General features: G+C 64.2%; 18 protein-coding genes. 10 read left to right on the forward strand and 8 right to left on the reverse strand.

What is annotated here, in order from left to right; all coding sequences use genetic code 11:
* Positions 1 to 13: 13 nt before the first annotated feature.
* The 3 genes from ACKLLE_RS25335 to rlmM form a co-directional block, all read right to left on the reverse strand.
* The gene (locus tag ACKLLE_RS25335; RefSeq protein ID WP_420059388.1) at positions 14 to 2,071 is read right to left on the reverse strand and encodes a methyl-accepting chemotaxis protein; all 2,058 of its coding nucleotides are present in this window, start codon (positions 2,069 to 2,071) and stop codon (positions 14 to 16) included.
* Positions 2,072 to 2,283: 212 nt separating this feature from the next.
* Entirely contained in the window at positions 2,284 to 2,526 is a 243-nt protein-coding gene (gene tusA, locus ACKLLE_RS25340) for a sulfurtransferase TusA (protein ID WP_009404574.1), read from the reverse strand.
* Positions 2,527 to 2,550: 24 nt separating this feature from the next.
* Positions 2,551 to 3,615 (reverse strand): 23S rRNA (cytidine(2498)-2'-O)-methyltransferase RlmM, encoded by a 1,065-nt coding sequence (gene rlmM, locus ACKLLE_RS25345; RefSeq protein WP_064303206.1) that lies wholly within the window; start codon positions 3,613 to 3,615, stop codon positions 2,551 to 2,553.
* A gap of 225 nt (positions 3,616 to 3,840) precedes the next feature.
* Between rlmM and acnA the strand changes: the two genes are divergently transcribed.
* Together acnA and ACKLLE_RS25355 are read left to right on the forward strand one after the other, a co-directional pair.
* Positions 3,841 to 6,528 carry an aconitate hydratase AcnA gene (gene acnA, locus ACKLLE_RS25350; RefSeq protein ID WP_420059389.1) on the forward strand — a complete coding sequence of 896 codons (2,688 nt, stop codon included), beginning with the start codon at positions 3,841 to 3,843 and terminating at the stop codon, positions 6,526 to 6,528.
* Positions 6,529 to 6,910: 382 nt separating this feature from the next.
* Entirely contained in the window at positions 6,911 to 8,476 is a 1,566-nt protein-coding gene (locus ACKLLE_RS25355; protein ID WP_064303208.1) for a methyl-accepting chemotaxis protein, read from the forward strand.
* A 108-nt stretch (positions 8,477 to 8,584) separates the two neighbouring features.
* On the opposite strand, the gene ACKLLE_RS25360 is transcribed toward ACKLLE_RS25355, so the two are convergent.
* The 4 genes from ACKLLE_RS25360 to ACKLLE_RS25375 all read right to left on the reverse strand — a co-directional run bounded on the left by ACKLLE_RS25360 (position 8,585) and on the right by ACKLLE_RS25375 (position 10,714).
* Complete coding sequence (locus ACKLLE_RS25360; protein WP_420059390.1) at positions 8,585 to 9,469, reverse strand: pseudouridine synthase; 885 nt, start codon at positions 9,467 to 9,469, stop codon at positions 8,585 to 8,587.
* 50 nt (positions 9,470 to 9,519) lie between these two features.
* On the reverse strand, positions 9,520 to 9,831 hold the full coding sequence (locus ACKLLE_RS25365) for a transcriptional regulator (RefSeq protein WP_279899172.1): 312 nt from the start codon (positions 9,829 to 9,831) through the stop codon (positions 9,520 to 9,522).
* A 94-nt stretch (positions 9,832 to 9,925) separates the two neighbouring features.
* Complete coding sequence (locus ACKLLE_RS25370) at positions 9,926 to 10,357, reverse strand: D-Ala-D-Ala carboxypeptidase family metallohydrolase (RefSeq protein WP_064303211.1); 432 nt, start codon at positions 10,355 to 10,357, stop codon at positions 9,926 to 9,928.
* Positions 10,358 to 10,477: 120 nt separating this feature from the next.
* Positions 10,478 to 10,714, reverse strand: coding sequence for a glutaredoxin family protein (locus ACKLLE_RS25375; RefSeq protein ID WP_009404566.1), 237 nt, complete (start codon positions 10,712 to 10,714; stop codon positions 10,478 to 10,480).
* Between the two features lie 167 nt (positions 10,715 to 10,881).
* On the opposite strand from ACKLLE_RS25375, the gene ACKLLE_RS25380 reads away from it, so the two are divergent.
* Positions 10,882 to 12,840, forward strand: coding sequence for a monovalent cation:proton antiporter-2 (CPA2) family protein (locus ACKLLE_RS25380; RefSeq protein ID WP_420059391.1), 1,959 nt, complete (start codon positions 10,882 to 10,884; stop codon positions 12,838 to 12,840).
* Between the two features lie 143 nt (positions 12,841 to 12,983).
* Here the strand turns inward: ACKLLE_RS25380 and ACKLLE_RS25385 are convergent, their stop codons facing one another.
* On the reverse strand, positions 12,984 to 14,192 hold the full coding sequence (locus ACKLLE_RS25385; RefSeq protein ID WP_420059392.1) for an ammonium transporter: 1,209 nt from the start codon (positions 14,190 to 14,192) through the stop codon (positions 12,984 to 12,986).
* 308 nt (positions 14,193 to 14,500) lie between these two features.
* Here ACKLLE_RS25385 and ACKLLE_RS25390 point away from each other — a divergent pair, with 308 nt between their 5' ends.
* From ACKLLE_RS25390 to ACKLLE_RS25420, 7 genes are all read left to right on the forward strand, one after another.
* Complete coding sequence (locus tag ACKLLE_RS25390) at positions 14,501 to 14,815, forward strand: ElaB/YgaM/YqjD family protein (protein ID WP_009404556.1); 315 nt, start codon at positions 14,501 to 14,503, stop codon at positions 14,813 to 14,815.
* Positions 14,816 to 14,825: 10 nt separating this feature from the next.
* Positions 14,826 to 15,194: a phage holin family protein gene (locus ACKLLE_RS25395; protein WP_009404554.1), complete on the forward strand. Its 369-nt coding sequence runs from the start codon at positions 14,826 to 14,828 to the stop codon at positions 15,192 to 15,194.
* Positions 15,191 to 15,535 carry a hypothetical protein gene (locus ACKLLE_RS25400; RefSeq protein WP_009404552.1) on the forward strand — a complete coding sequence of 115 codons (345 nt, stop codon included), beginning with the start codon at positions 15,191 to 15,193 and terminating at the stop codon, positions 15,533 to 15,535. Before ACKLLE_RS25395 ends, ACKLLE_RS25400 begins: the two co-directional genes overlap by 4 nt.
* Positions 15,536 to 15,614: 79 nt before the next feature.
* A complete protein-coding gene (locus tag ACKLLE_RS25405; protein WP_009404550.1) occupies positions 15,615 to 16,778 on the forward strand; it encodes an EAL domain-containing protein in 1,164 nt (387 codons plus the stop codon).
* A gap of 64 nt (positions 16,779 to 16,842) precedes the next feature.
* The gene (locus ACKLLE_RS25410) at positions 16,843 to 18,174 is read left to right on the forward strand and encodes a deoxyguanosinetriphosphate triphosphohydrolase (RefSeq protein WP_009404548.1); all 1,332 of its coding nucleotides are present in this window, start codon (positions 16,843 to 16,845) and stop codon (positions 18,172 to 18,174) included.
* Between the two features lie 228 nt (positions 18,175 to 18,402).
* Positions 18,403 to 19,029 (forward strand): response regulator transcription factor, encoded by a 627-nt coding sequence (locus ACKLLE_RS25415; protein WP_009404540.1) that lies wholly within the window; start codon positions 18,403 to 18,405, stop codon positions 19,027 to 19,029.
* Positions 19,026 to 22,688: a transporter substrate-binding domain-containing protein gene (locus ACKLLE_RS25420; protein ID WP_420059393.1), complete on the forward strand. Its 3,663-nt coding sequence runs from the start codon at positions 19,026 to 19,028 to the stop codon at positions 22,686 to 22,688. Before ACKLLE_RS25415 ends, ACKLLE_RS25420 begins: the two co-directional genes overlap by 4 nt.
* Positions 22,689 to 22,691: the final 3 nt, after the last annotated feature.

A 22,691-nucleotide genomic window follows, 5' to 3' on the forward strand; every position in this document is an offset into this window, starting at 1 on the left:
CAAAGGAGCGTGCTTATCCCAGGTTGAAGCGCGCCGTGTTGTCGTTGAGCGCGCGGCTGCCCTGGCTGAGGGTGTCCGCGGCCTGGTTCACCGCCCGCGCTCCGTCCAGCAAACGTCCGGCGGCCTGGTCGACCTGCTGGATGCTGCCACTGACTTCATCGGCGGTGCCGGTTTGTTCCTCGACCGCCGTGAGGATCTGCGCCAGGGTATCGGTGACGCCCTGCACCGCCCCGGCGATCTGCCCCAGGCGTTCGCCCAGCCCGGTCACCGACTGCGCGTCCTGCACGGCCTGGCCACAGGCCAATTCCATCAGGCTGACCGCCTGGGTCACGGTGGCGCGCAAACTGTCCACCGTGCCGGCGATCTGCGCCGTGGAGGCCTGCGTGCGCTGGGACAGGCTGCGCACCTCATCGGCCACCACTGCGAACCCGCGCCCCTGCTCGCCGGCCCGCGCTGCCTCGATGGCAGCGTTGAGCGCCAGCAGGTTGGTCTGCTCGGCAATGCCGCGAATGGCATCCACCACCGACTGGATCTGCTGCCCCTGCTCGCTGACCCGCCCCAGCGCCTCGGCGGTATCGGTCAGGCGGCGATTGAGCTGCTGGATGCTCTCGGTGGTGCGCTGGCTGTCCCGGCTGCTGTCTTCGGCGATGCGCCGGGTCTGCCGGGCGCTGTCGGAGGCATGCTCGCAGCTTCTGGCGACTTCCTGGGAAGTGGCCGCCAGTTGCGTGGCAGCCGCAGCGATCTGACTGATCTGCTGTTGCTGGCGCTCGACATCCTGCAAGGTGCCGTTGGCCTGGACGTTCAGGGTCTGCACTGCCGAGCCCAGTTGCCGGGTTTCGTGGTTGACCCCGAGCAGGCTGGCACGCAATTGCACCACGGCAACGTTCAGCGCCTGGCTGATCGCCGCCAGCTCGTCGCGCCCCTGCACCGAGACTTCGACGCACAGGTTGCCGTCGCGCAAGGACTCGGCCAGGGTGGTGATACCACTGGCGCTACGGCGGATAGAAGCCTGCAGGCAGGCGAACAGGTACAACGCCAGCAGCAGCAACAGGCCGATGGTCGCACCCACCGGAATGAACTCGCGATTGGCCTTGGCGTGGTAGTAGTCCAGGCGCTCATGCAGCGACTGCAATGACTGCCCGCGCAGGCCGGACATGTCGTCGAGCAAGCGGCCGATGCTGGCTTCGAAGTCAGCCGGCTTGAGTTTGATCGCGCCTCCGAACACGCCGTCATCCAGCACCGCCAGTTCGGCATCGAGCGCCTTGATGCCCGCCTCGTAGCGCGTGCTCCAGCCCTGCAGCTCGGGCGGCAGCCGGGTTTGCAGGGCAGCAGCGGTCTTGGCCATCTGCTCGCGGGCATCGCCGATACGGCTGCGCAAATCGCGCATCTGCAGGCGGCTTTGCAGGCTGAACTGGCCGGAAACCACCGAGGTCTGGCCGATGCTCGCCATGCGTCCGATGCGCTCGATCAGTTCGGGTGCCTGCTGGGTCGAGAGCTGCATCAACAGGTAGGTTTCCAGCCAGGGATCGAGGATCAGCCCGCTGTCCATGGCGATCTGTTCGCGCAGGGCTTGCAGATGGCCGATGCTCGCGGTGAAGCGCTCGTAGCCGTCCGGCCACCAGCCGATCCCGCGCAGGGACTGGCTGTCCAGGCCGGATACCGAGCCTTGCAGGGTGTCGTAGCGGGCCAGGGCGTCGGCGCCGGCCTTCTCGTCGACCAGAGCGACCTTGAGGTTCTTCAGCGACTGATCGATACGCGGCAGCGCAGCGTCGATCTCGCCCATCAACTGGCGCGCCTCGGCGGTCGGCTCGCGCAGGATATCCACGGCTTTCCAGCGCGCGACCCGATAGCGCTGGGCCGACAGCTCGCGTTCCAGCTCGTCGAGCACCCGCAACTGGCGCACCCCGGACTGCTCGCCGGCGATGACCGCGAGCCGGGCGCGGTAATCCATGCCGATCAGCCCCAGGCTGAACAGCAGCGGCAACATGAACAGCAGAAACAGCAGCTGGAACTTGCGCGCGAAACCGAAACGCCCCAACAGACGCGCACCCGGTGATAACAGACGATTCATGACTCACTCCTGCGCATAGGGGTACCCTTGGGCGCAAACGTTTCTGCAGGCACCCAGGGTGATAGCGTTTCGCTAGCAACCTGTATGCCGGATACAGAGAATTCAGGAGAGAGACCGCCCGGCAAAGGATGCAGCCAAAAGGCTTGCACCCATTCCATGCACACTGCCGGTGCGGGCGTCACCGGAGGAAACAGGGGTGTAACAGCTATGGCTCAGTCGAGCTTCTTGCGAATCCAGTAAAGGTAGGTGCCGCCCTCTTCTTCCTGCTGCACCAGCTCGTGCCCGAGGAACACGCAGAACTTGGGAATGTCGCGGCGGGTGGAAGGGTCGGTGGCGATGACCTTGAGCAGGCCGCCGGCGCCCAGGTCGCGCACGTATTGATGCAGCATCATCACCGGCTCGGGACAGTTCAGGCCGGTGGCGTCGAGCACGGCGTCAGGGGTGAAATCGGTCATGTGGAGCACTCCGTAAGCGAAAAGTCAGCGAGGCTTGATGTCGAGGCGGCGCAGGTGGCAGGTCACTTCCTCGCGGTCGTGATAAAGCTGCTTGCAACCGATGGAGACCTTGACCTTGCGTGCCTTGAAGCCCTCCTCGATGCGCTCCAGCAGGCGCCGCACCTCGGCATAACGTTGCTTCATCGGCAGCTTGAGGTTGACCACCGCCTCGCGGCAATGCCCGTCGCCCAGCCATTCTTCGATCATCGACGCGGTACGTGCCGGCTTCTCGACGATATCGCACACCATCCAGTCGACCATTTGCTTCGGCTTCCAGGTAAAGCCATCGACCATCAGGTGTTGCACCAGGCCGGTATCCATCAGGCTCTCAGCCATGGGGCCGTTATCGATGGCGGTCACCAGCATGCCGCGCCTGACCAACTGGTAGGTCCAGCCGCCCGGAGCGGCGCCGAGGTCAACGCCGGTCATGTCATCGCCAAGGCGCTGCTCCCACTGCTCGCGAGGGATGAAATGGTGCCACGCCTCTTCCAGCTTCAGGGTCGAACGGCTCGGCGCCTCGCGGGGGAACTTCAGCCGCGGGATACCCATGGGCCACATGGCCGAGTTATCCGCATCGGCCAGGCCCAGGAAGACCCGCCGGCCACTGACGAAGGTCAGCAGCAGGCGCGGACCCGGGCCGTTCTCCACCAGGCGCCCGGCCTTGACCAGGGCCTTGCGCAGCGGCACCTCGAACTTGCGGCAGAAGGTGGACAGCTCCTTGCCGTCATTGCTGTCCATGACCTCCAGCCACAGGCTGCCGGCCACCGGATAGTCGGCCAGGTACTCCAGCAGCACGCTGATGCGATCGCTTTCCGGCAATTCGACGAAGCTGCCCCGGGCCCATTGGCGCGGGAAGATCAACTGCTTGAAACGCAGCGCGCCCATGATCTGCGCAGCGCCTTCGGCGTCGTTGCAGATGAACTCGGCGCAGGCGGTCTGCGGCTTGGCCTTGGCATAACCGGCAACGCCGAGCAACGCAGCGTGCTCGCTGATTTCGGAACACACCTCGCTCTCGAAACCGGGCCGGCAATGCAGGAACAGGGTATTCATCACTCACTCCGGACGGGGACGGCTGCGCCCCGGTGGAAAATCGGCGAATGATAAAGGACTTTCGGAACTGGCGACACGCCCCGCCGGTCCAGTACTTGGTCAGGCGCGCCAAACAGGGCTACCCTGACCGCTTAGCCAGGTCCGTGCCGTGCGGACCCAGAAAGAGGCGGTGCAGCGGCAACAGCAAGGAAGGCAGCCGCTCACCGGCACAGAAGGAGTTGGTCAATGTCCTCGCTCGACAGCCTGAAAACCCTCAAGACCCTGGCCGTAAGCGGCCGCGAATACCACTACTACAGCCTGCCCGAGGCGGCGAAGGCCCTCGGCGACCTGGGCCGGCTGCCGATGTCGCTCAAGGTGCTGCTGGAAAACCTGCTGCGCTGGGAAGACGGCGAAACCGTCACCGGCGCCGACCTCAGGGCCCTGGCCGACTGGCTCAAGGAGCGCAGCTCCGACCGCGAGATCCAGTACCGTCCGGCCCGGGTCCTGATGCAGGACTTCACCGGCGTGCCGGCGGTGGTCGACCTGGCCGCCATGCGCGCCGCCATGGCCCGGGCCGGCGGCGATCCACAGCGGATCAACCCGCTGTCGCCGGTGGACCTGGTGATCGACCACTCGGTGATGGTCGACCGCTACGCCAGCCCCGCCGCCTTCGGCGAAAACGTCGATATCGAAATGCAGCGCAACGGCGAACGCTATGCCTTCCTGCGCTGGGGGCAGAATGCCTTCGACAACTTCCGCGTGGTGCCGCCGGGCACCGGTATCTGCCACCAGGTCAACCTGGAATACCTCGGTCGTACCGTCTGGACCCGCGAGGAAGACGGGCGCACCTACGCCTTCCCTGACACCCTGGTCGGTACCGACTCGCATACCACCATGATCAACGGCCTCGGCGTACTCGGCTGGGGCGTCGGCGGCATCGAGGCCGAGGCCGCCATGCTCGGCCAGCCGGTATCGATGCTGATCCCCGAGGTGATCGGCTTCAAGCTCACCGGCAAGCTGCGCGAAGGCATCACCGCCACCGACCTGGTGCTGACGGTGACGCAGATGCTGCGCAAGAAGGGCGTGGTCGGCAAGTTCGTCGAATTCTATGGCGATGGCCTGGCCACCCTGCCCCTGGCCGACCGCGCCACCTTGGCCAACATGGCCCCGGAATACGGCGCCACCTGCGGCTTCTTCCCGGTGGACGACGTCACCCTCGATTACCTGCGCCTCTCGGGCCGACCGACGGAAACCGTCGAACTGGTCGAAGCCTATTGCAAGGCCCAGGGCCTGTGGCGCGAGCCGGGCCAGGAGCCGCTGTTCAGCGATAGCCTGGCGCTGGACATGGGTGAGGTCCAGGCCAGCCTGGCCGGGCCGAAACGCCCGCAGGACCGCGTCGCCCTGCCCGGCGTGGGCAAGGCCTTCGATGACTTCCTCGGGCTCAACGTGCGCAAGGCCAATGCCGAGGGCAGCGGCGAGATCCGCCTCGGCCTGGACGGCGAGGAACACAACTTGAAGGACGGCGCCGTGGTGATCGCCGCCATTACCTCCTGCACCAACACCTCCAACCCCAGCGTGATGATGGCCGCCGGCCTGCTGGCGAAGAAGGCCGTGGAAAAAGGCCTGCAGCGCAAACCCTGGGTGAAAAGCTCCCTCGCCCCAGGCTCGAAGGTGGTTACCGACTATTACCAGGCAGCGGGCCTGACGCCCTTTCTCGACCAATTGGGTTTCGACCTGGTCGGCTACGGCTGCACTACCTGCATCGGCAACTCCGGTCCGCTGGCCGACCCGATCGAAGCCGCCATCACCAGGGCCGACCTGGTGGTGGCCTCGGTGCTGTCCGGCAACCGCAACTTCGAGGGACGGGTGCACCCGTTGGTCAAGACCAACTGGCTGGCGTCGCCGCCGCTGGTGGTGGCCTACGCCCTGGCCGGCACGGTGCGCATTGACCTGAGCAACGACCCGTTGGGCCACGACGCCAATGGCCAGCCGGTGTACCTGCGGGATATCTGGCCGAGCCAGCAGGAAATTGCCGCGGCGGTGGCCCAGGTGGACACGCGGATGTTCCACAAGGAATACGCCGAGGTATTCGCCGGGGATGAACAGTGGCAAGCCATCGAGGTGCCGCAGGCGGCGACCTATGTCTGGCAGGACGACTCCACCTACATCCAGCATCCGCCGTTCTTCGACGGCATTTCCGGCCCGCCGCCGAAGATCGCGGACGTGCACGGCGCGCGGATCCTCGCCCTGCTCGGTGATTCGGTGACCACCGACCATATCTCCCCCGCCGGCAACATCAAGGCCGACAGTCCGGCCGGGCGCTACCTGCGCGACAAGGGCGTGGAACCGAAGGACTTCAACTCCTACGGTTCGCGGCGTGGCAACCACGAAGTGATGATGCGCGGCACCTTCGCCAACATCCGCATCCGCAACGAAATGCTCGGTGGCGAGGAAGGCGGCAACACCCTGCACGTGCCCACTGGCGAGAAACTGGCGATCTACGATGCGGCCATGCGTTATCGCGACGAAGGCACGCCGCTGGTGGTGATCGCCGGGCAGGAATACGGCACCGGATCGAGTCGCGACTGGGCGGCCAAGGGTACCAATCTGCTGGGCATCAAGGCGGTGCTGGCGGAAAGCTTCGAGCGCATCCACCGCTCGAACCTGGTGGGCATGGGCGTGCTGCCCCTGCAGTTCAGCGCCGGGCAGGATCGCAAGCAACTAGGGCTGACCGGGCGGGAGAAGATCGACATCCTCGGGCTGGATGGGGTGAAGATCGAGCCGCACATGAGCCTGAACCTGCGGATCACCCGGGAGGACGGCAGCGTCGAGGAAATCGCCGTGCTGTGCCGGATCGATACCTTGAATGAGGTGGAATACTTCAAGGCCGGGGGGATTCTGCATTATGTGTTGCGGCAGATGATCGGGCGGTAATTCACGCTCTTTCGTCATCACATCTCTAGCGTCCTTTCGACGCATACCCTGTGGGAGCGGGTTTACCCGCGATTGCGGTAGTGAAGTCGCCATAGCAATCGCGGCGGTTCGGCGTTCCGATGAACCCGCTCCCACAGGGTCCCTGCAAATCAGAAAATTGCGTAGGTGGTGTTCCGACCCGACCATCATGAACCATCGGTCACCACCTGACTTATGTTGCGAAAATGTGAAAGAATGCGCGCAAATTTCATGAACGTGAAGACTTCGCTTAACCCAGGCGCACCTGGTTTTCATTGAGCGAGATCAACGTAAGTCAAATATTCATTCAATAATTTCGTAGGGCCGCCGATAACCCACGAAAGCCTTGCGGATTGAACAGCTTATGCGCAACAACCAACCGATTACCCAGAGAGAACGGACTTTCCCTGCCCAACAGCGGTTGATTTCGACTACCGATGCCAAGGGTGTCATTACCTATTGCAACGATGCGTTCATCGAAATCAGCGGTTTTTCCCGCGAGGAACTGATGCGCGCACCGCATAACCTGGTGCGCCACCCGGATGTGCCGTCGGCGGTGTTCGCCCACATGTGGACAACCCTCAAGCAGGGCCTGCCATGGATGGGTATCGTCAAGAACCGCTGCAAGTCCGGTGATCATTACTGGGTCAACGCCTACGTCACGCCGATCTTCGAGAACAACCAGGTGGTGGGCTACGAGTCGGTGCGGGTCAAGCCGACCGCCGAGCAGGTTCGCCGCGCCGAAGCCCTGTACAAGCGCATCAACGACGGCAAGTCGGCCATCCCGCGGCGCGACAAGTGGCTGCCGGTGCTGCAGGACTGGCTGCCGTTCATCATGATCAGCCAGATCGGTTTCCTGATCGGCATATGGCTCGGCCACTCCTGGGGCTTCGCCCTCGCCGCCGCGCTCTCCGTACCCCTGGGCCTGCTCGGCCTGGGCTGGCAGCAGCGCGGCCTCAAGCGCCTGCTGCGCCTGGCCGAACAGACCACCTCCGACCCGCTGATCGCGCAGATGTACACCGACAGCCGCGGCGTCCAGGCGCGCCTGGAAATGGCCATGCTCAGCCAGGATGCACGCCTGAAGACCTGCCTGACCCGCCTGCAGGACACCGCCGAGCACCTCAATGAGCAGGCTCGTCAGTCCGACGCACTGGCCCACAACAGTTCCTCGGGCCTGGAACGCCAGCGCGTGGAAACCGAGCAGGTCGCCGCTGCCGTCAACCAGATGGCCGCCACCACCCAGGAAGTGGCCAACCATGTGCAACGCGCCGCCGATGCGACCCAGGCCGCCAACCGCCTGACCGATCGCGGGCGCAACATCGCCGGGGAAACCCGCGACGCGATCCAGCGCCTGTCCACCGCCGTCGGCGAAACCGGGCAGACCGTCACCCAGCTCGCTCGCGACAGCGACGAGATCGGTGGCGTAGTCGATGTGATCAAGGGCATTGCCGACCAGACCAACCTGCTGGCCCTCAACGCCGCCATCGAAGCGGCCCGGGCCGGAGAAATGGGCCGTGGCTTCGCCGTAGTGGCCGACGAGGTCCGTCAGTTGGCCCAGCGCACCAGCGAATCCACCGGGCAGATCCATAGCCTGATCGCCAAGCTGCAGCAAACCGCCTCGAATGCGGTGCAGACCATGGAAGCCGGGCATCGCCAGGCCGAAGAAGGCGTGCAACGGGTGATGGAAGCCGACGAAGCGCTGGTGGGCATCAGCGAAGCGGTGGCCAACATCACCGACATGGCAACCCAGATTGCCGCAGCGACCGAGCAGCAGACCTCGGTGGCCGAGGAAATCAGCCGCAACATCAGTACCATCGCGGCGCTGGCCGACCAGACCTCGGAGCAGGCTCAGCACTCGGCGCAGCTCAGTGAGGAACTGACCCATACGGCGACCACGCAGTACTCGCTGGTGGAGCGGTTCAACCGCTGATCGTTGCTGGAAATGCGAAAGGCCCGGAAGTGCTTAGCTTCCGGGCCTTTTTGTTGGGCTTTCGGGCCTCATCGCTGGCAAGCCAGCGATGAGGCCCTCAAGGCCACCTCACCAATCAAGCTTCAAGCGACTCTCGAAATACCGTTCCTGCCCCGTCAAAGGATCCTCGAACCTCAGGCTGCGCGCCAACAGTTTCAACGGCTTTGCATAATCATCCTCGCCCTGAACCACCTCGGGATAGAACGGATCGTTGCAGATCGGCGCCCCCAACGCCGCCATATGCACGCGCAACTGGTGGGTCTTGCCGGTCACCGGCGACAGACCGTAGCGCCACAGGCCACCCTGCTTCTCCAATACCTCGGCATGGGTCTCGCTGTTGCTCGCCCCCGGCACTTCCTGCATGCGGAAAAACGGTTCGCCGTTGGCCATGCGACTCTTGTGCACCAATGGAAAATCCAAGCCGGGCAAGGCCGGTGCAATGGCCTGGTACTGTTTGTCGATGCGTCGGGTCGGGAACAGCTGCTGATACGCCGAGCGGCTTTGCGGATTGGCGGAAAACAGCACCAGCCCGGCGGTATGCCGGTCGATACGGTGCAGCGGCACCAGGTGAGGGTTGTCGAGACGGCGGATCAGGCGGCGCAGCAAGGTCTGCTCGACATACTCGCCGGTCGGAGTTACCGGCAGGAAATGCGGCTTGTCGGCGACCACCAGATGCTCATCCACATGCAGGATCTCCTCCAGCACCGGAATGGGCTTTTCGTTGGGCACTTCGCGGAAGTAATGGATACGCAGCCCCACCCGGTAGGGATGATCGACCGCGATCGGCTGGCCCTGGGCATCCAGCACCCGGCCGCGTACGAAACGATCGAGCCAGACCTCGCGCCCGATCGCCTTGAAGTGCTCGCAGAGACAGTCCAGCACGGTGGACCAGTTGCCCGGCGGCAGGCAGACCGTACTGGCCTGCTGGCTGGCCGGATCGAAAACAACGCTCATGGGAAGCCTCGCAAGCTGGGGGCCGGGCATTATCCGGCATGCCTGCAGCTTCAGCCAGCCTCGACCGACGCCGTGTCACAGGCTGCCTTCAACCAGCGCAACACATCGACTGCCTCCCAGCGGCCGGCGTCGTACAAGGCATAGGCCTGGCCGTCGAAGCCCACCACATCCAGCGGTCGGTGAAAGCCGGCGCGCTGGAACAGGGCTTCGATCTCGGCGAAGCAGGTGTTGAAGTGAACCTTGCCGAACGGCGTACGGTCGTCGGTGACCAGGCCTTCCAGGCGCAGTTCCGCCACGGCGCCGCGCACCTGGTCGACGGACATGGCATTGACGCTGGCTTTGAGTTGTTCGACGTTGACCATCATGTTTCTCCGGGCATGAAGCTGCCCGCCCCGCATACTGTATTTATGTACAGCATAGGAGGCGAGCGGGTTGAACGTCAATCGACGTAACGAATCATTGCAAGCCCGGCAGGTAGCCGGTGCCCTTGCGAATGGTCAGCACCTGGCGGCGGTGCTTGTGTTCGGCCAGGCCCAGATGGACCCAGCCGTCGAATTCCAGGATCAACTGGTCGAAGTCCAGGTTGCTGTCCATGATGCGCCGGGCCAGCTCGCGGGGCGAAAGGCTGACGGCCATGATGTCGGCTGCCAGCCCGCGGATATGGGCGCTGGACCCCGAACCGCCGATCTGCCGGTTCAAGGCTTCGCTGCGATAGCCGCTGGTGACCAGGACCGGCTGGCCGATCAAGCTGCGTACCGACTCGAGGGTCTGGCACAGCCGGACCAGATTGGCGATGACCTGGCTGTCGGGATTGTTGTCGAGCCCCGTCCGGTTGGCGACCTGCGAGGCCGTCATTTCGGCGAGGGTGAAATGGGGGGTGAGGAACATGCATGCCACTCCTTGGCTGAAAAAATCCGCAGCGGCCACCACGGCCGGTGCCAGCGGATTCTCCAACCGCCGCGATGACGATTGCATGCGTCCTTGTGCATCAAAATGTGAAACGGTGACCTACCCGAGGAAAGCCACCACCTGGTCGACGTCGAACGGCCAGTCCAGTTCCGCACCGGTGTCGCAGCGACGCAACACCGGGATGCGCAGGCCGTAACGCTCGAACAGCAACTGATCGTCGGCGATATCCACCAGTTCCACCAGCAGGCCGTGCTCCACCAGCGGCATGAGCAGCGCTTCGGCCACTTCGCACAGGTGACAACCCAGTGTGCCGAACAATTGGCATTCAGGAAGCATTGAAAATTACCGATACAAAATGAACGGAAGGTTCATTCTAGGGGGCACCCCCGGGTCCGTCGAGGCAGGCATGCGCGCAACGCGACGACCTGACCGGGGTCAAGGGGCCTGGCTTGGGTTTGCCGTACGCTGGACGTTTTTTGCCGTTTTTACAGGGAGTATGTGGTGTGTTCGCAAATCTGCTGATCATCCTGGCGTCATCGCTGGTCGTCATCGCGGTGTTCAGGCGCCTGCAGTTGCCGCCGGTACTCGGCTATCTGTGCGTCGGACTGTTCGTCGGCCCTACGGCGCTGGACTGGGTCAACGAAAGCGAGGAACTGCCGGACCTGGCGGAAATGGGCGTGGTCTTCCTGCTGTTTTCCCTCGGCCTGGAATTCTCCCTGTCGAAAATGCTGGCCTTGCGCAAGGTGGTGTTCGGCCTGGGCAGCCTGCAGGTAGTGTTCTGCGGCCTGGCCCTGGCCGGCGCCCTGTCGCTGCTGGGCATGCCGAGCACGGCAGCGTTGCTGCTCGGTGGCGGCCTGGCCTTGTCGTCCACGGCCATCGTGTCCAAGGAGTTGACCAGCCTGGGCGAGATCTTCAGCACTCACGGGCAGAACGCCATTGGCGTGCTGCTGTTCCAGGATGTGGTGGCGGTATTGCTGCTGACCCTGGTCCCGGTGTTCGCCGGTGAATCCAGTCAGGCCTGGTACTGGGCCCTGCCGCTGACCCTGGGCAAGACCGTGATCCTGTTCGTCGGCCTGCTGCTGGCCAGCCGCTGGCTGCTGCCGAGGCTGTTCCATGAAGTCGCCAGTTCCCATTCGGCCGAACTGTTCGTGCTGCTGGCCCTGGTGATCGTATTGCTCACCGCCTGGCTGACCCACCTGCTCGGCCTGTCGCCGGCCCTGGGCGCCTTCCTCGCCGGCATGCTGCTGGGCGAAAGCAATTACCGCCATCAGATCGAGGCGGACATCCGCCCGTTCCGCGACATCCTGCTGGGCCTGTTCTTCGTCAGCATCGGCATGCTTATCGACCTGCACCTGTTCGCCAGCCATGGCCTGGAAATCCTTGCCCTGACCCTCGGCCTGCTATCGCTCAAGGGCCTGGTGGTGGCGGCGCTGGTGCGGGTGCGCGGCAGCGATGCGGAAACCGCCTGGCGCAGCGGCCTGGCATTGGCCCAGGGCGGCGAGTTTTGCTTTGCCCTGATGGCGCAGATGCAGCAAAGCAACCTGCTCCCCGCCGAACTGGGCCAATTGCTGCTGGCGGCGACCTTCTGCTCGATGCTGGTCACGCCCCTGCTCCTGCGCGCCGCACCGGCCGTGGCCCTGCGCCTGCACCGCAAACCCAACGAAGAAGTCCACCTGGAAGAAATCGAAGCGCAGAGTGCCGATATCAAGGGGCACGTGATCATCTGTGGCTATGGTCGGGTCGGCCAGTCCATAGGCCGTTTCCTGCGCCGCGAACAGTTGCCCTTCATCGCCCTGGACGATGATCCGGTGCGGGTGCAGGAGGCGGCGGCCGGCGAGAGCTGCGTGCACTATGGCGATTCGCGGCGTGGCGAGTTGCTCGAAGCCATCGGCCTGGAGCGTTCCCGGCTGCTGGTGGTGGCCGTGGACAATACCGACGTGGCCATGCAGGTACTCAAGGCCGCACGCCAGCGCAACGCGCAGATTCCCATCCTGGTGCGTACCCGCGACGACAGCCTGCGCGATGAACTGCGCGCCGCCGGGGCCAGCGCCGTGGTCCCCGAGGTGCTGGAGTCCAGCGTGATGCTGGCGTCCCATGCCCTGGTGATGCTCGGCGTTCCCGAGGACCGGGTGCGCAAGACCGTCGAGGAAGTGCGCCAGAGCCGCTACCGCCTGTTGCAAGGTTTCTACCAGGGCGCGCAGACCGACCTGGTGGACAGCGAAGGCCAGCCCAAGGTGCTGATGCATGCAGTGCAATTGCCTTCCAGCGCCTATGCCTGCGGGCGGCGCCTGGATGACCTGGCGCTGGAGCAACTGGGCGTGGAAGTGCAGGCGGTGCAGCGTAACGGCACCGAACTGGCCCTGAACACCGGGACGTTCCTGCATGCCGGGGATTCGATACTGGTGTGTGGGCCGCTGAGTGCGATCAAGACCAGCGAGGCGCGCCTGCTGGCTGGCCGCTGAGGTTTTGTGATGTCTTCAAGGCAGAATCGCCGGCAACGCCGGCTCCCACAAGGTATCTGGCCAGCCGCAGAATCGGTGGCCGGCACGGATACTGTGGGAGCCGGCGTTGCCGGCGATGCGCCGCGCAGAGCGGCGCCCATACCTCAGTCCTGGCTGGTGGCACCGATCTTGTGGATCGACAGGTCGGCGCCGTAGTACTCCTGCTCCTGGCTCAGGCGCAGGCCATGCACGCGCTTGATCAGACCGTAGACGATGAAACCACCGGCAAGCGCCACCAACACGCCGGCGGCGCTGCCGATCAACTGGCTGACGAAGCTCACCCCGCCCAGCCCGCCGAACACCTGCTGCCCGAAGATCCCGCAGGCAATCCCGCCCCATACCCCGCACAGGCCATGCAACGGCCAGACACCGAGCACGTCGTCGATCTTCCAGCGGTTCTGGGTCGCGGTGAAGCACCAGACGAACAAGGCACCCGCCACCGCCCCGGTGACCAGCGCTCCCACCGGATGCATCAGGTCGGAACCGGCGCAGATCGCCACCAGGCCGGCCAGCGGTCCGTTATGCAGGAAGCCAGGGTCATTGCGCCCCACCAGCAGCGCGGCGACGGTGCCGCCGACCATCGCCATCAACGAGTTGACCGCCACCAGGCCGCTGACCGCCGTCAGGGTCTGGGCGCTCATCACGTTGAAGCCGAACCAGCCGACGATCAGGATCCACGAACCCAATGCCAGGAACGGAATGTTCGACGGCGCGAAGGCGACCAGGCGCCCTTCGCGATAGCGGCCGTTGCGCGGGCCCAGCAACAGCACCGCCGCCAGCGCCAACCAACCGCCCATGGCGTGCACCACCACGGAGCCGGCGAAGTCATGGAACGGCGCGCCAAAGGCCGCGGTCAACCAGGCCTGCACCCCAAGGTTGCCGTTCCAGACGATGCCCTCGAAGAACGGATAGACGAACGCTACGATCAGCAAGGTTGCGCACAATTGCGGGGCAAAGCGTGCCCGCTCGGCGATACCTCCAGAGATGATCGCCGGGATGGCCGCCGCAAAGGTGAGCAGGAAGAAGAACTTCACCAGGCCATAGCCATGCTCGGCACCGAGGGTCGCTGCCGGATGCAGGAAATGCGTGCCATAGGACAGCCAGTAGCCGATGAAGAAGTACGCCAGGGTCGAGACGGCGAAGTCGCTGAGAATCTTCGACAGTGCGTTGACCTGGTTCTTGTGGCGTACGGTGCCGACTTCAAGAAAGGCGAAACCGGCATGCATGGCCAGCACCATGACTGCGCCGAGAAGGATGAACAGGGTATTGGAGCCCTGGACCAGGGAGTCCACTGCGCTTTGCAAATTTTCCATGAAGACGGCAGGCCTGCAAAAAGAAAAAAGCACCAAAGCAGTTCGAGAGACATCCATGACGCACCAGACTGGATCAGTCGGACGCCCATCCGTGGGTGAAAAAACCCGAGCGAGGTGATTTTTCCGGGGTTGGCTTGAATTGGGTTATGGTTGAACAGCAGGCCAGACGGCTCGACGCCCGGAAAAGGCGCAAGCCGCAGGCCAAACGCACCACTGCGTAGCAATTGCTGTACCAGCGACGTCTGACTGAACCTTCAGCAACGCCCTGCACTCGAAATTCCGATTGCCAACCTTTCATGGAGAACCGTATGGCCAGCAAACAGGCACAAACCGCCCAGGAAATCCTCATGTCGGATTTCCAGACCCTGGTGCGCGACACCGAGAAACTCCTTGAACATACCGCCACCCTCGCCGGGGACCAGGCCGACGAGCTGCGCGCGCAGATCCACGACAGCCTGCTGCGTGCCCGGGAAACCCTGCAGCAGACCAACCAGGATCTGCGCGAGCGCGGCCAGGCGGCGCTGACCAGCACCGAGGACTACGTGCAGAACAATCCATGGCAATCCATCGGCATCGCTGCCGGAGTGGGCTTCCTGATCGGTCTGCTGGCCAGTCGGCGCTGAGGGCCTGGCCATGGAAAACCAATCCCCCGGCTCGTCGTCGCGGCGCCTCGGCGCGGCGATCCTCGGGCTGCTGCACGGTCATGTCGAGCTGTTCGGCATCGAACTGCAGGAACAGAAGGCCCGCACCCTCAACCTCCTGCTCTTCGCAGGCCTGGCCCTGGTCTTCGCCCTGCTCCTGCTGACCGCGCTGTCGGCGCTGCTGCTGGTGCTGCTGTGGGACAGCTATCGCCTGGCCGGGATCATCGGCCTGTGCGTGTTCTACGGCATCGCCGCGCTGTTCTGCGCCGTACGCCTGAAAACCGCGGTACATGACGAGCTGTCGCCGTTCCGCGGCACCCTCGAAGAACTTGCCAAGGACCGGGAGCGCCTGTTGCCATGAGCCTGCCTGAACTGCCCAAGACCTCCGATCGCCGGGAACTGCGCAAGGCAATGGTGCGCCTGCGCATGGAGATGCATCGCCAGGAAATCCGCAACGAAGCCGGTAATGCCCTGCAACCCCTGACCCGCCTGCGCAGCATGGGTGACAGCCTGCACAGCGGCCTGCAGGGCGGCCTTGGCATCAAGCATGCGCCGCTGTGGGGCATCGGTGCCGTGGTCTTGCTGGGGTTCATCACCGGCAAGGGCGCGCGCAGCGGCAACCTGTCGCGCATGACCAGGCTGGCCAGTGGCCTGCTGCCCTTGATTCGCCTGTTCATGCAGCAGCCGCCGAATCGTCGTTAACGGAACTGGCGGCATTCTTGCAGAACGTTGACCGGGCGGTCCGCCGCCCTTCCGCGTCCAAGAACAACAAGGAGTCGCCGTGTCCGACGAGCAACCGCTCGCCTGTTTCCAGCCGTTCATCGACACCGCCACAGGGCGTATCGCTGGCGTCGAAGCCTTGGGGCGCCTGCGCCGCAGCGACGGCCAGTTGCGCTCGGTAGGGCCGCTGTTCAACGATCCGCACATGCCCTCCGCCGACTTGTTGAAACTCGACCGGACCCTGCGGGAACAGGCGTTCAGACAATTCCACCAGGCCCCGGGAGACTGGTTTCTCAGCCTCAACATCTCGCCACGCTGGGTCAGCGAACTGCAACCTGGCGAGCCGCTGCCAAGCCTCGTCCAGTTGCAGCAGCAAGGCATCGATCCGCGCCGGGTCGTGTTCGAGATCACCGAGACCGGCGGTGACCGCGAACGCCTGGCGATGGTCGTGCAGCGCTACCGGGAGGCCGGTGCGCGGGTCGCCATCGACGATTTCGGTGCCGGCTATTCGCAACTGGACCGCGTGCTCTCGCTGCAACCGGATATCCTCAAGCTCGACATGCGCCTGTTCCAGGCGGCGGCCCGGGGCGGCCCCAGCAGCGAAGTGGTCAAGGCCCTGGCGCAGATGGCCGAGAAAACCGGCTGCGTGATCATCGCCGAAGGGGTAGAGACCGAGGCCGAGCTGAACTTCGCCCTGGAATGCGGTGCGCGCTACCTGCAAGGTTTTCTCTTCGCGGGCGCCGAACCTGGCTTCTTCCCCGCGCAGACCTTCGCCGGGCGCTTCGCCCAGCTACGCGAGCAATACGTGCATGGCAAGCTGGCAGAGCGCGCGCGGCTGATGCAACGGCGCCAGCAGCTGGTGGAACTGATGCCGCAATTGCAGCAGTGGGTCCTGGCCAATGCCGCCCTGGAAAAGCTGCCCGACCTCAAGGCCTACCCCTGGCTGCTGCGCTTCTTCCTTTGCGACCGCCACGGCACCCAGTTGACGCCGAACCTGGAATGGCGCCAGGACAGCTGGCACATCGACTCCAGCTACCTGGGGCACAACTGGTCGTGGCGGCCGTATTTCTACCACTTGCTGGCAGAGGGTTGGGACGAGCGCCGGCTGATCCTGTCCAACACCTATCGCGATGCCACGACCAACCAGTACTGCCTGACCGCCGGGCAGTTCTTCGACAGCGGACGCCGCCTGTTACTGATCGACGTGGACGCCGCCGGACTTTGAGCTTGCGGCGCGGCCCTGGAACACGGGAAGCTAGGCCCCTGCCCCTTGTTATGGAGACCCGGCCTTGGACTGGCACACCCTGCTTACCCGCGAACGCCTCGGCAAAACCCTGCACAGCTCCGAGGAACTGGGCCGCAGCCCGTTCCACAAGGATCACGACCGCATCATCTTCTCGGGTGCCTTCCGCCGCCTCGGGCGCAAGACCCAGGTCCACCCGGTCACCAGCAACGACCATATCCACACCCGCCTGACCCACTCGCTGGAAGTCAGTTGCGTGGGCCGCTCGCTGGGCATGCGCGTTGGCGAAACCTTGCGCGAGGTCCTGCCCGACTGGTGCGAGCCCAGCGACCTGGGCATGGTGGTGCAATCGGCCTGCCTGGCGCATGACATCGGCAACCCGCCCTTCGGCCACTCGGGTGAGGACGCCATCCGCCACTGGTTCCAGCAGGCTGCCGGGCGCGGCTGGCTCGATGCGATGAGCCCCACCGAGCGCGCCGACTTCCTCAACTTCGAAGGCAATGCCCAGGGTTTCCGGGTGCTGACCCAACTGGAATATCACCAGTTCGACGGCGGCACCCGGCTGACCTACGCCACCCTTGGCACCTACCTGAAATATCCCTGGACCGCACGCCACGCCGACGCCCTTGGCTACAAGAAGCACAAGTTCGGCTGCTACCAGAGCGAGCTGCCGCTGCTCGAACAGATCGCCCGCAAGCTCGGCCTGCCACAACTGGAAGACCAGCGCTGGGCCCGCCATCCACTGGTGTACCTGATGGAAGCGGCGGATGACATCTGCTACGCCCTGATCGATCTGGAAGACGGCCTGGAGATGGAACTGCTGGATTACCAGGAAGTGGAAGCACTGCTGCTTGGCCTGGTCGGCGACGACCTTCCGCAAACCTACCGCCAGCTCGGCCCGCAGGACTCGCGGCGGCGCAAGCTGGCGATCCTTCGCGGCAAGGCCATCGAACACCTGACCAATGCCGCCGCGCGGGCCTTCGTCGAACAGCAGGACGCCTTGCTGGCCGGTACCCTGCAGGGCGACCTGGTGGAACATATGGATGGCCCGGCCAAGCGCTGCGTGCTCCAGGCCAAGGACATCGCGCGCAAGAAAATCTTCCAGGACAAACGCAAGACGCTCCATGAAATCGGCGCCTACACCACCCTGGAGATTCTCCTCAACGCCTTCTGTGGCGCGGCCCTGGAGCAGCATGGCGGGCGCACGCCGTCGTTCAAGCACCGACGCATCCTTGATCTGCTCGGTAACAACGCGCCGGACCCGAACGGCTCCCTGCATGCAGCGTTCCTGCGCATGATCGACTTCATTGCCGGAATGACCGACAGCTACGCGACCGAGATGGCGCGGGAAATGACCGGGCGTTCAAGCCCGATCTAAATGACAACGGGGTCCTCTGCGAAGGACCCCGTTGTATAACGGCAATATGGCTCTTTGCCTCTATTTTCCGACATGAAAATGGAAACTTCCCAAACAACTTTGTAGCCATTAAGAGAATACAAAGTAGGAAAATTCCTATATTAAAGCCGACCCTCACTCATTTTATGTGCAGGCTTCTCATCTGGGCTATGGTGCCGCTTCAATAAGCATTCCTTTGGAAGATTGAGCATGCACTCTGTTTTTATTGTCGATGACCATCCTGTCATTCGCCTGGCCCTGCGAATGCTGCTGGAGAACGAAGGCTACCGGATCGCCGGCGAGTCCGATAACGGGGTCGACGCCATGCAGATGGTCCGCGAAAGCCCGCCCGACCTGGTCATCCTCGATATCGGCATTCCCCGCCTGGACGGCCTGGAAGTGCTGTCGCGCTTCAATACCATGTCGCTGTCGCTGAAGATCCTGGTGCTCACCGCACAATCGCCGGCACTGTTCGCCATCCGCTGCATGCTCTCCGGCGCCTGCGGCTATGTGTGCAAACAGGAAGACCTGAGCGAACTGCTAAGTGCCATTCGCGCGGTACTTTCCGGCTATAACTATTTTCCCAGCCAGGCCATCAGCCCGTTGCGCCAGCAGATTGAAACCCCCGAGGAAATAGAACGCTTCAAATCGGTCAATGACCGCGAGTTGATGGTCCTGCAACTTTTCGCCCAGGGCCGAAGCAACAAGGAAATCGCCGAAGGCATGTTCCTGAGCAACAAGACGGTGAGTACCTACAAGAAACGCCTGATGCAAAAACTCAAGGCGCGCTCGCTGGTGGAACTTATCGAAATGGCCAAACGCAACGAACTGGTATGAATGCACGCATGCTTGGCAAGGCGCTCCTGCTCGGCCTGCTGCTCGGGCTCTGCCTCGAACGCGCGCAGGCGACTACACCGCCGGACGACACGCTCAAACTCTTCAGCCGCAGCGCCCAGGTGCCCTTGCGGATCGCCCTGACGCCTGCCCAGCAGGCCTGGCTGCATAACCGGCACGAGCTGGTACTGGGCGTCTCGGCGCCGGACTACCCGCCGTTCGACATGACCGCCAGCGGCCGCGACTATGAAGGGGTCACCGCCGACTACGCCGGCCTGCTCGGCGCAACCCTCGGGCTGCCGGTGAGGATCAAGCGCTTCGCCAGCCGCGACCTGGCACTCCAGGCCCTGCTCGCAGGCCGGATCGACCTGCTCGGCAGCGCCAACAGCTACGATCTCGCCGTGCCGGGCGTCGCCCTGTCCCAGCCCTACGCCGAAGACCAGCCGGTTCTGGTGACCCGGGAAAACGAGACCCGGCCGCTGGACACCGGCCTGAAGAACCTGCGCCTGAGCATGATCGAGCATTACCTGCCGCTGGCCGACGTGCGCGCCACCTACCCCTACGCCAGCATCCGCACCTACAGCTCGTACCATAACGCGCTCAATGCAGTCGCCTTCGACCAGGCCGACGTGTTCCTCGGCGACACCCTGTCGACCCACTACCTGCTCAACCAGAGTCACCTGCGCAACCTCAAGATGGCCAATTTCGCCAAGCACGAAGCCACCGGCTTCGGCTTTGCCGTGCAACAGGGCAACCAGGTGCTGCTGACCTTGATCAACAAGATCCTCGAAGCCGTGACCAGCACCACCCGCGCCAGTATCTTCCAGCGCTGGAGCGCCGGCAGCAGCATCCTGCTCACCGACCGCAAGCTGCAATTGTCACCCAGCGAAGAACAGTGGCTGGCGAAGAATCCGGTGGTACGGGTCACGGTGGACGAGCATGCCGCGCCCCTGACCTTCTTCGACCGCTCCGGCAACCTGCGGGGGATCGCCGCCGATCTGCTGGAACTCATCCGCCTGCGCACCGGCCTGCATTTCGAAATCACGCGCAGCAATGGCATCAGCGACATGATCGACCAGGTGCAGCATGGCCACGCCGAATTGATCGCAGCCATTTCCAGCAGCCCGGAACGGGAAGCGGCGCTGCATATCAGCCGTCCGTACCTGGAGAACTCCTATGTCCTGGTGACCCGCGATGGCAAGGACGCCCCCGGCTCCCTGGAGGAACTGCAAGGCCGGCGCCTGGCCGTGAGCCGCGGCAACCTGCTCAACGAAGGCATCCGCCAACGCTACCCGGACATCCAGCTGGTCTCCACCGAAGACACCGCCGCGGCCGCCAGCATGCTGCGCAATCGCCAGGTGGATGGCATGGTCATGGCCCTGATCAACGCCAACTTCAACCTCACCACCCAGCGCCATCTGGTGATACGCGCCACCGTCAGCGACATACCGGCGACCTTCTCCCTGGCCACTTCACGCAACAACCCCGAGCTGGCATCGATCCTCGACAAGGCCCTGACCAGCATCGTTCCCGAGGAAATGGGCATCATCAATGGCCGTTGGCGTGGCTACAGCGGCGGCTCCTACTCGTACTGGCAAAGCCATCAGCAGAGCATTCTCAAGATCATTCTCGGCACCGTGGTCCTGTTGCTGCTGTCACTGGCCTGGAATGCCTGGATGCGCCGCCAGATCAAGCAGCGCGAGGCCGCCGAGCGAGCGCTCAACGACCAGCTCGAATTCATGCGGGCCATGGTCAACGGCACCCCCCATCCCATCTATGTGCGCGATCGCCACGGCCTGCTGCAGACCTGCAACGACAGTTACCTGCAGGCCCTCGGCGTGGAACTGGACGCCGTGCTCGGCAAGTCGATCCACGACGCGCCCCTGGGCGTCACCGAGGACGCGCGCAAGATCCAGGCCGATTACCTGCGGGTGATGAACGAGGGCAGGCCGCTGATCGTCGATCGTCCGCTGATGCTCAAGGACACCGAGCAGACCATCTACCATTGGGTCCTGCCCTACCGTGACTCCTTGGGCGAGGTGAAGGGCATCATCGGCGGCTGGCTGGACATCAGCGAACGCCGCCAGCTGATCCACGACCTGCGCCTGGCCAAGGAACAGGCCGACGCGGCCAACCGTGCGAAAAGCGTGTTCCTGGCAACCATGAGCCATGAAATCCGCACGCCGATGAACGCCCTGATCGGCATGCTGGAACTGGCCCTCAAGCGCACCGGCGATCCGCAAAGGGAGCATGCCGCGATCGAGGTCGCCTACCGCTCCGCCCGCGACCTGCTGGCGCTCATCGGCGATATCCTCGATATCGCCCGCATCGAATCGGGTCATCTCAATCTCAGCCCGGAGCGGGCCAACCCGGCGCACCTGGTGCAGTCAGTGGGCGAAGTATTCGACGGCATGGCGCGGGAAAAAGGCCTGGAGCTGAAGCTGACCATCTCGCGCAGCGCCAACCGCGACGTATTGCTCGATCCGCTGCGCGTCAGGCAGATCCTCTCCAACCTGGTCAGCAACGCCATCAAGTTCACCACCTGGGGCCAGGTCAGGATCGACCTGGCCCTGTCCAGCCTGCCCGAGGGCGGCGACAACGGGCGGCACGACCTGCAACTGGACCTGTCGGTGTGCGATACCGGCGTCGGTATCTCGGCGGAAGACCAGCAGCGCCTGTTCCAGCCCTTCGTCCAGGTCGAGCCGGACAGCGCTCAGGCACGCAGCGGTACTGGCCTGGGCCTGGTGATCAGCCGCAGCCTGTGCGAAATGATGGGCGGCAGGCTGAGCCTGTTCAGCAAACCCGGCGAGGGCACCGAGATCCGTGTCACCCTGCCCCTGCGCAGCCTGCCGGAAAGCGCCGAAGCGCAACCCGGCGAAGCAGCGCCGCCCATGCCCAGCGCCAGCCTCAGGGTCATGGTGGTGGACGACCATCCTGCCAATCTGCAACTGGTGGCCCAGCAACTGGAATTCCTCGGCGTGCACTACCGCTGCCTGGACAACGGCGAAGAGGCCCTGGCGCTCTGGCGCGAAGCTCGCTTCGATGTGTTGATCGTCGATTGCAACATGCCCGGCATGAACGGCTATGAGTTCACCCGGGCCGTACGCGAGGAAGAAAAACGTCGGCAACGCCCCGCCTGCATCATCCTCGGCTACACCGCCAACGCCCAGCCGGAAGTCCGCGAACACTGCCTGCAGGCCGGCATGGACGATTGCCTGCTCAAGCCCATCGGCTTGCACACCCTGGGTCAACGCCTGGCCGGCGTAACCTTGCACAAGGCGCCGGCCTTGATCGACCTGACCGGCCTGCAACCGATCATCGGCGATTGTCCGCAGGAACTGCGGCGCCTGCTGGAGACCCTGCTGCGCAGCAGCCCCGATGACCAGCAGCGGCTTATCGCCACCGACACCCACGGCGACCCGCAACAACTGAAAAGCGTCGCGCACCAGATTCTCGGGGTGGCGCGCATCGTCCAGGCCGAGGAACTGATCCTGGCCTGTGAAAAACTCGAGGAAGTCTGTGCGCGCTATGCCCCCGAGCCGGTGCTCAGGCGCCGCAAGCGGCAGGTGCTGCGGCAGATGCGCAGGGTCGACCAGACACTGCGCCAGACCCTGGGGAATCTGCCGGGGCCAGCGAACGCTGGCGGGGAAGACAAGAGCTGAAAA

Source organism: Pseudomonas bharatica (genome assembly GCF_048586865.1).
GTDB lineage: Bacteria > Pseudomonadota > Gammaproteobacteria > Pseudomonadales > Pseudomonadaceae > Aquipseudomonas > Aquipseudomonas bharatica.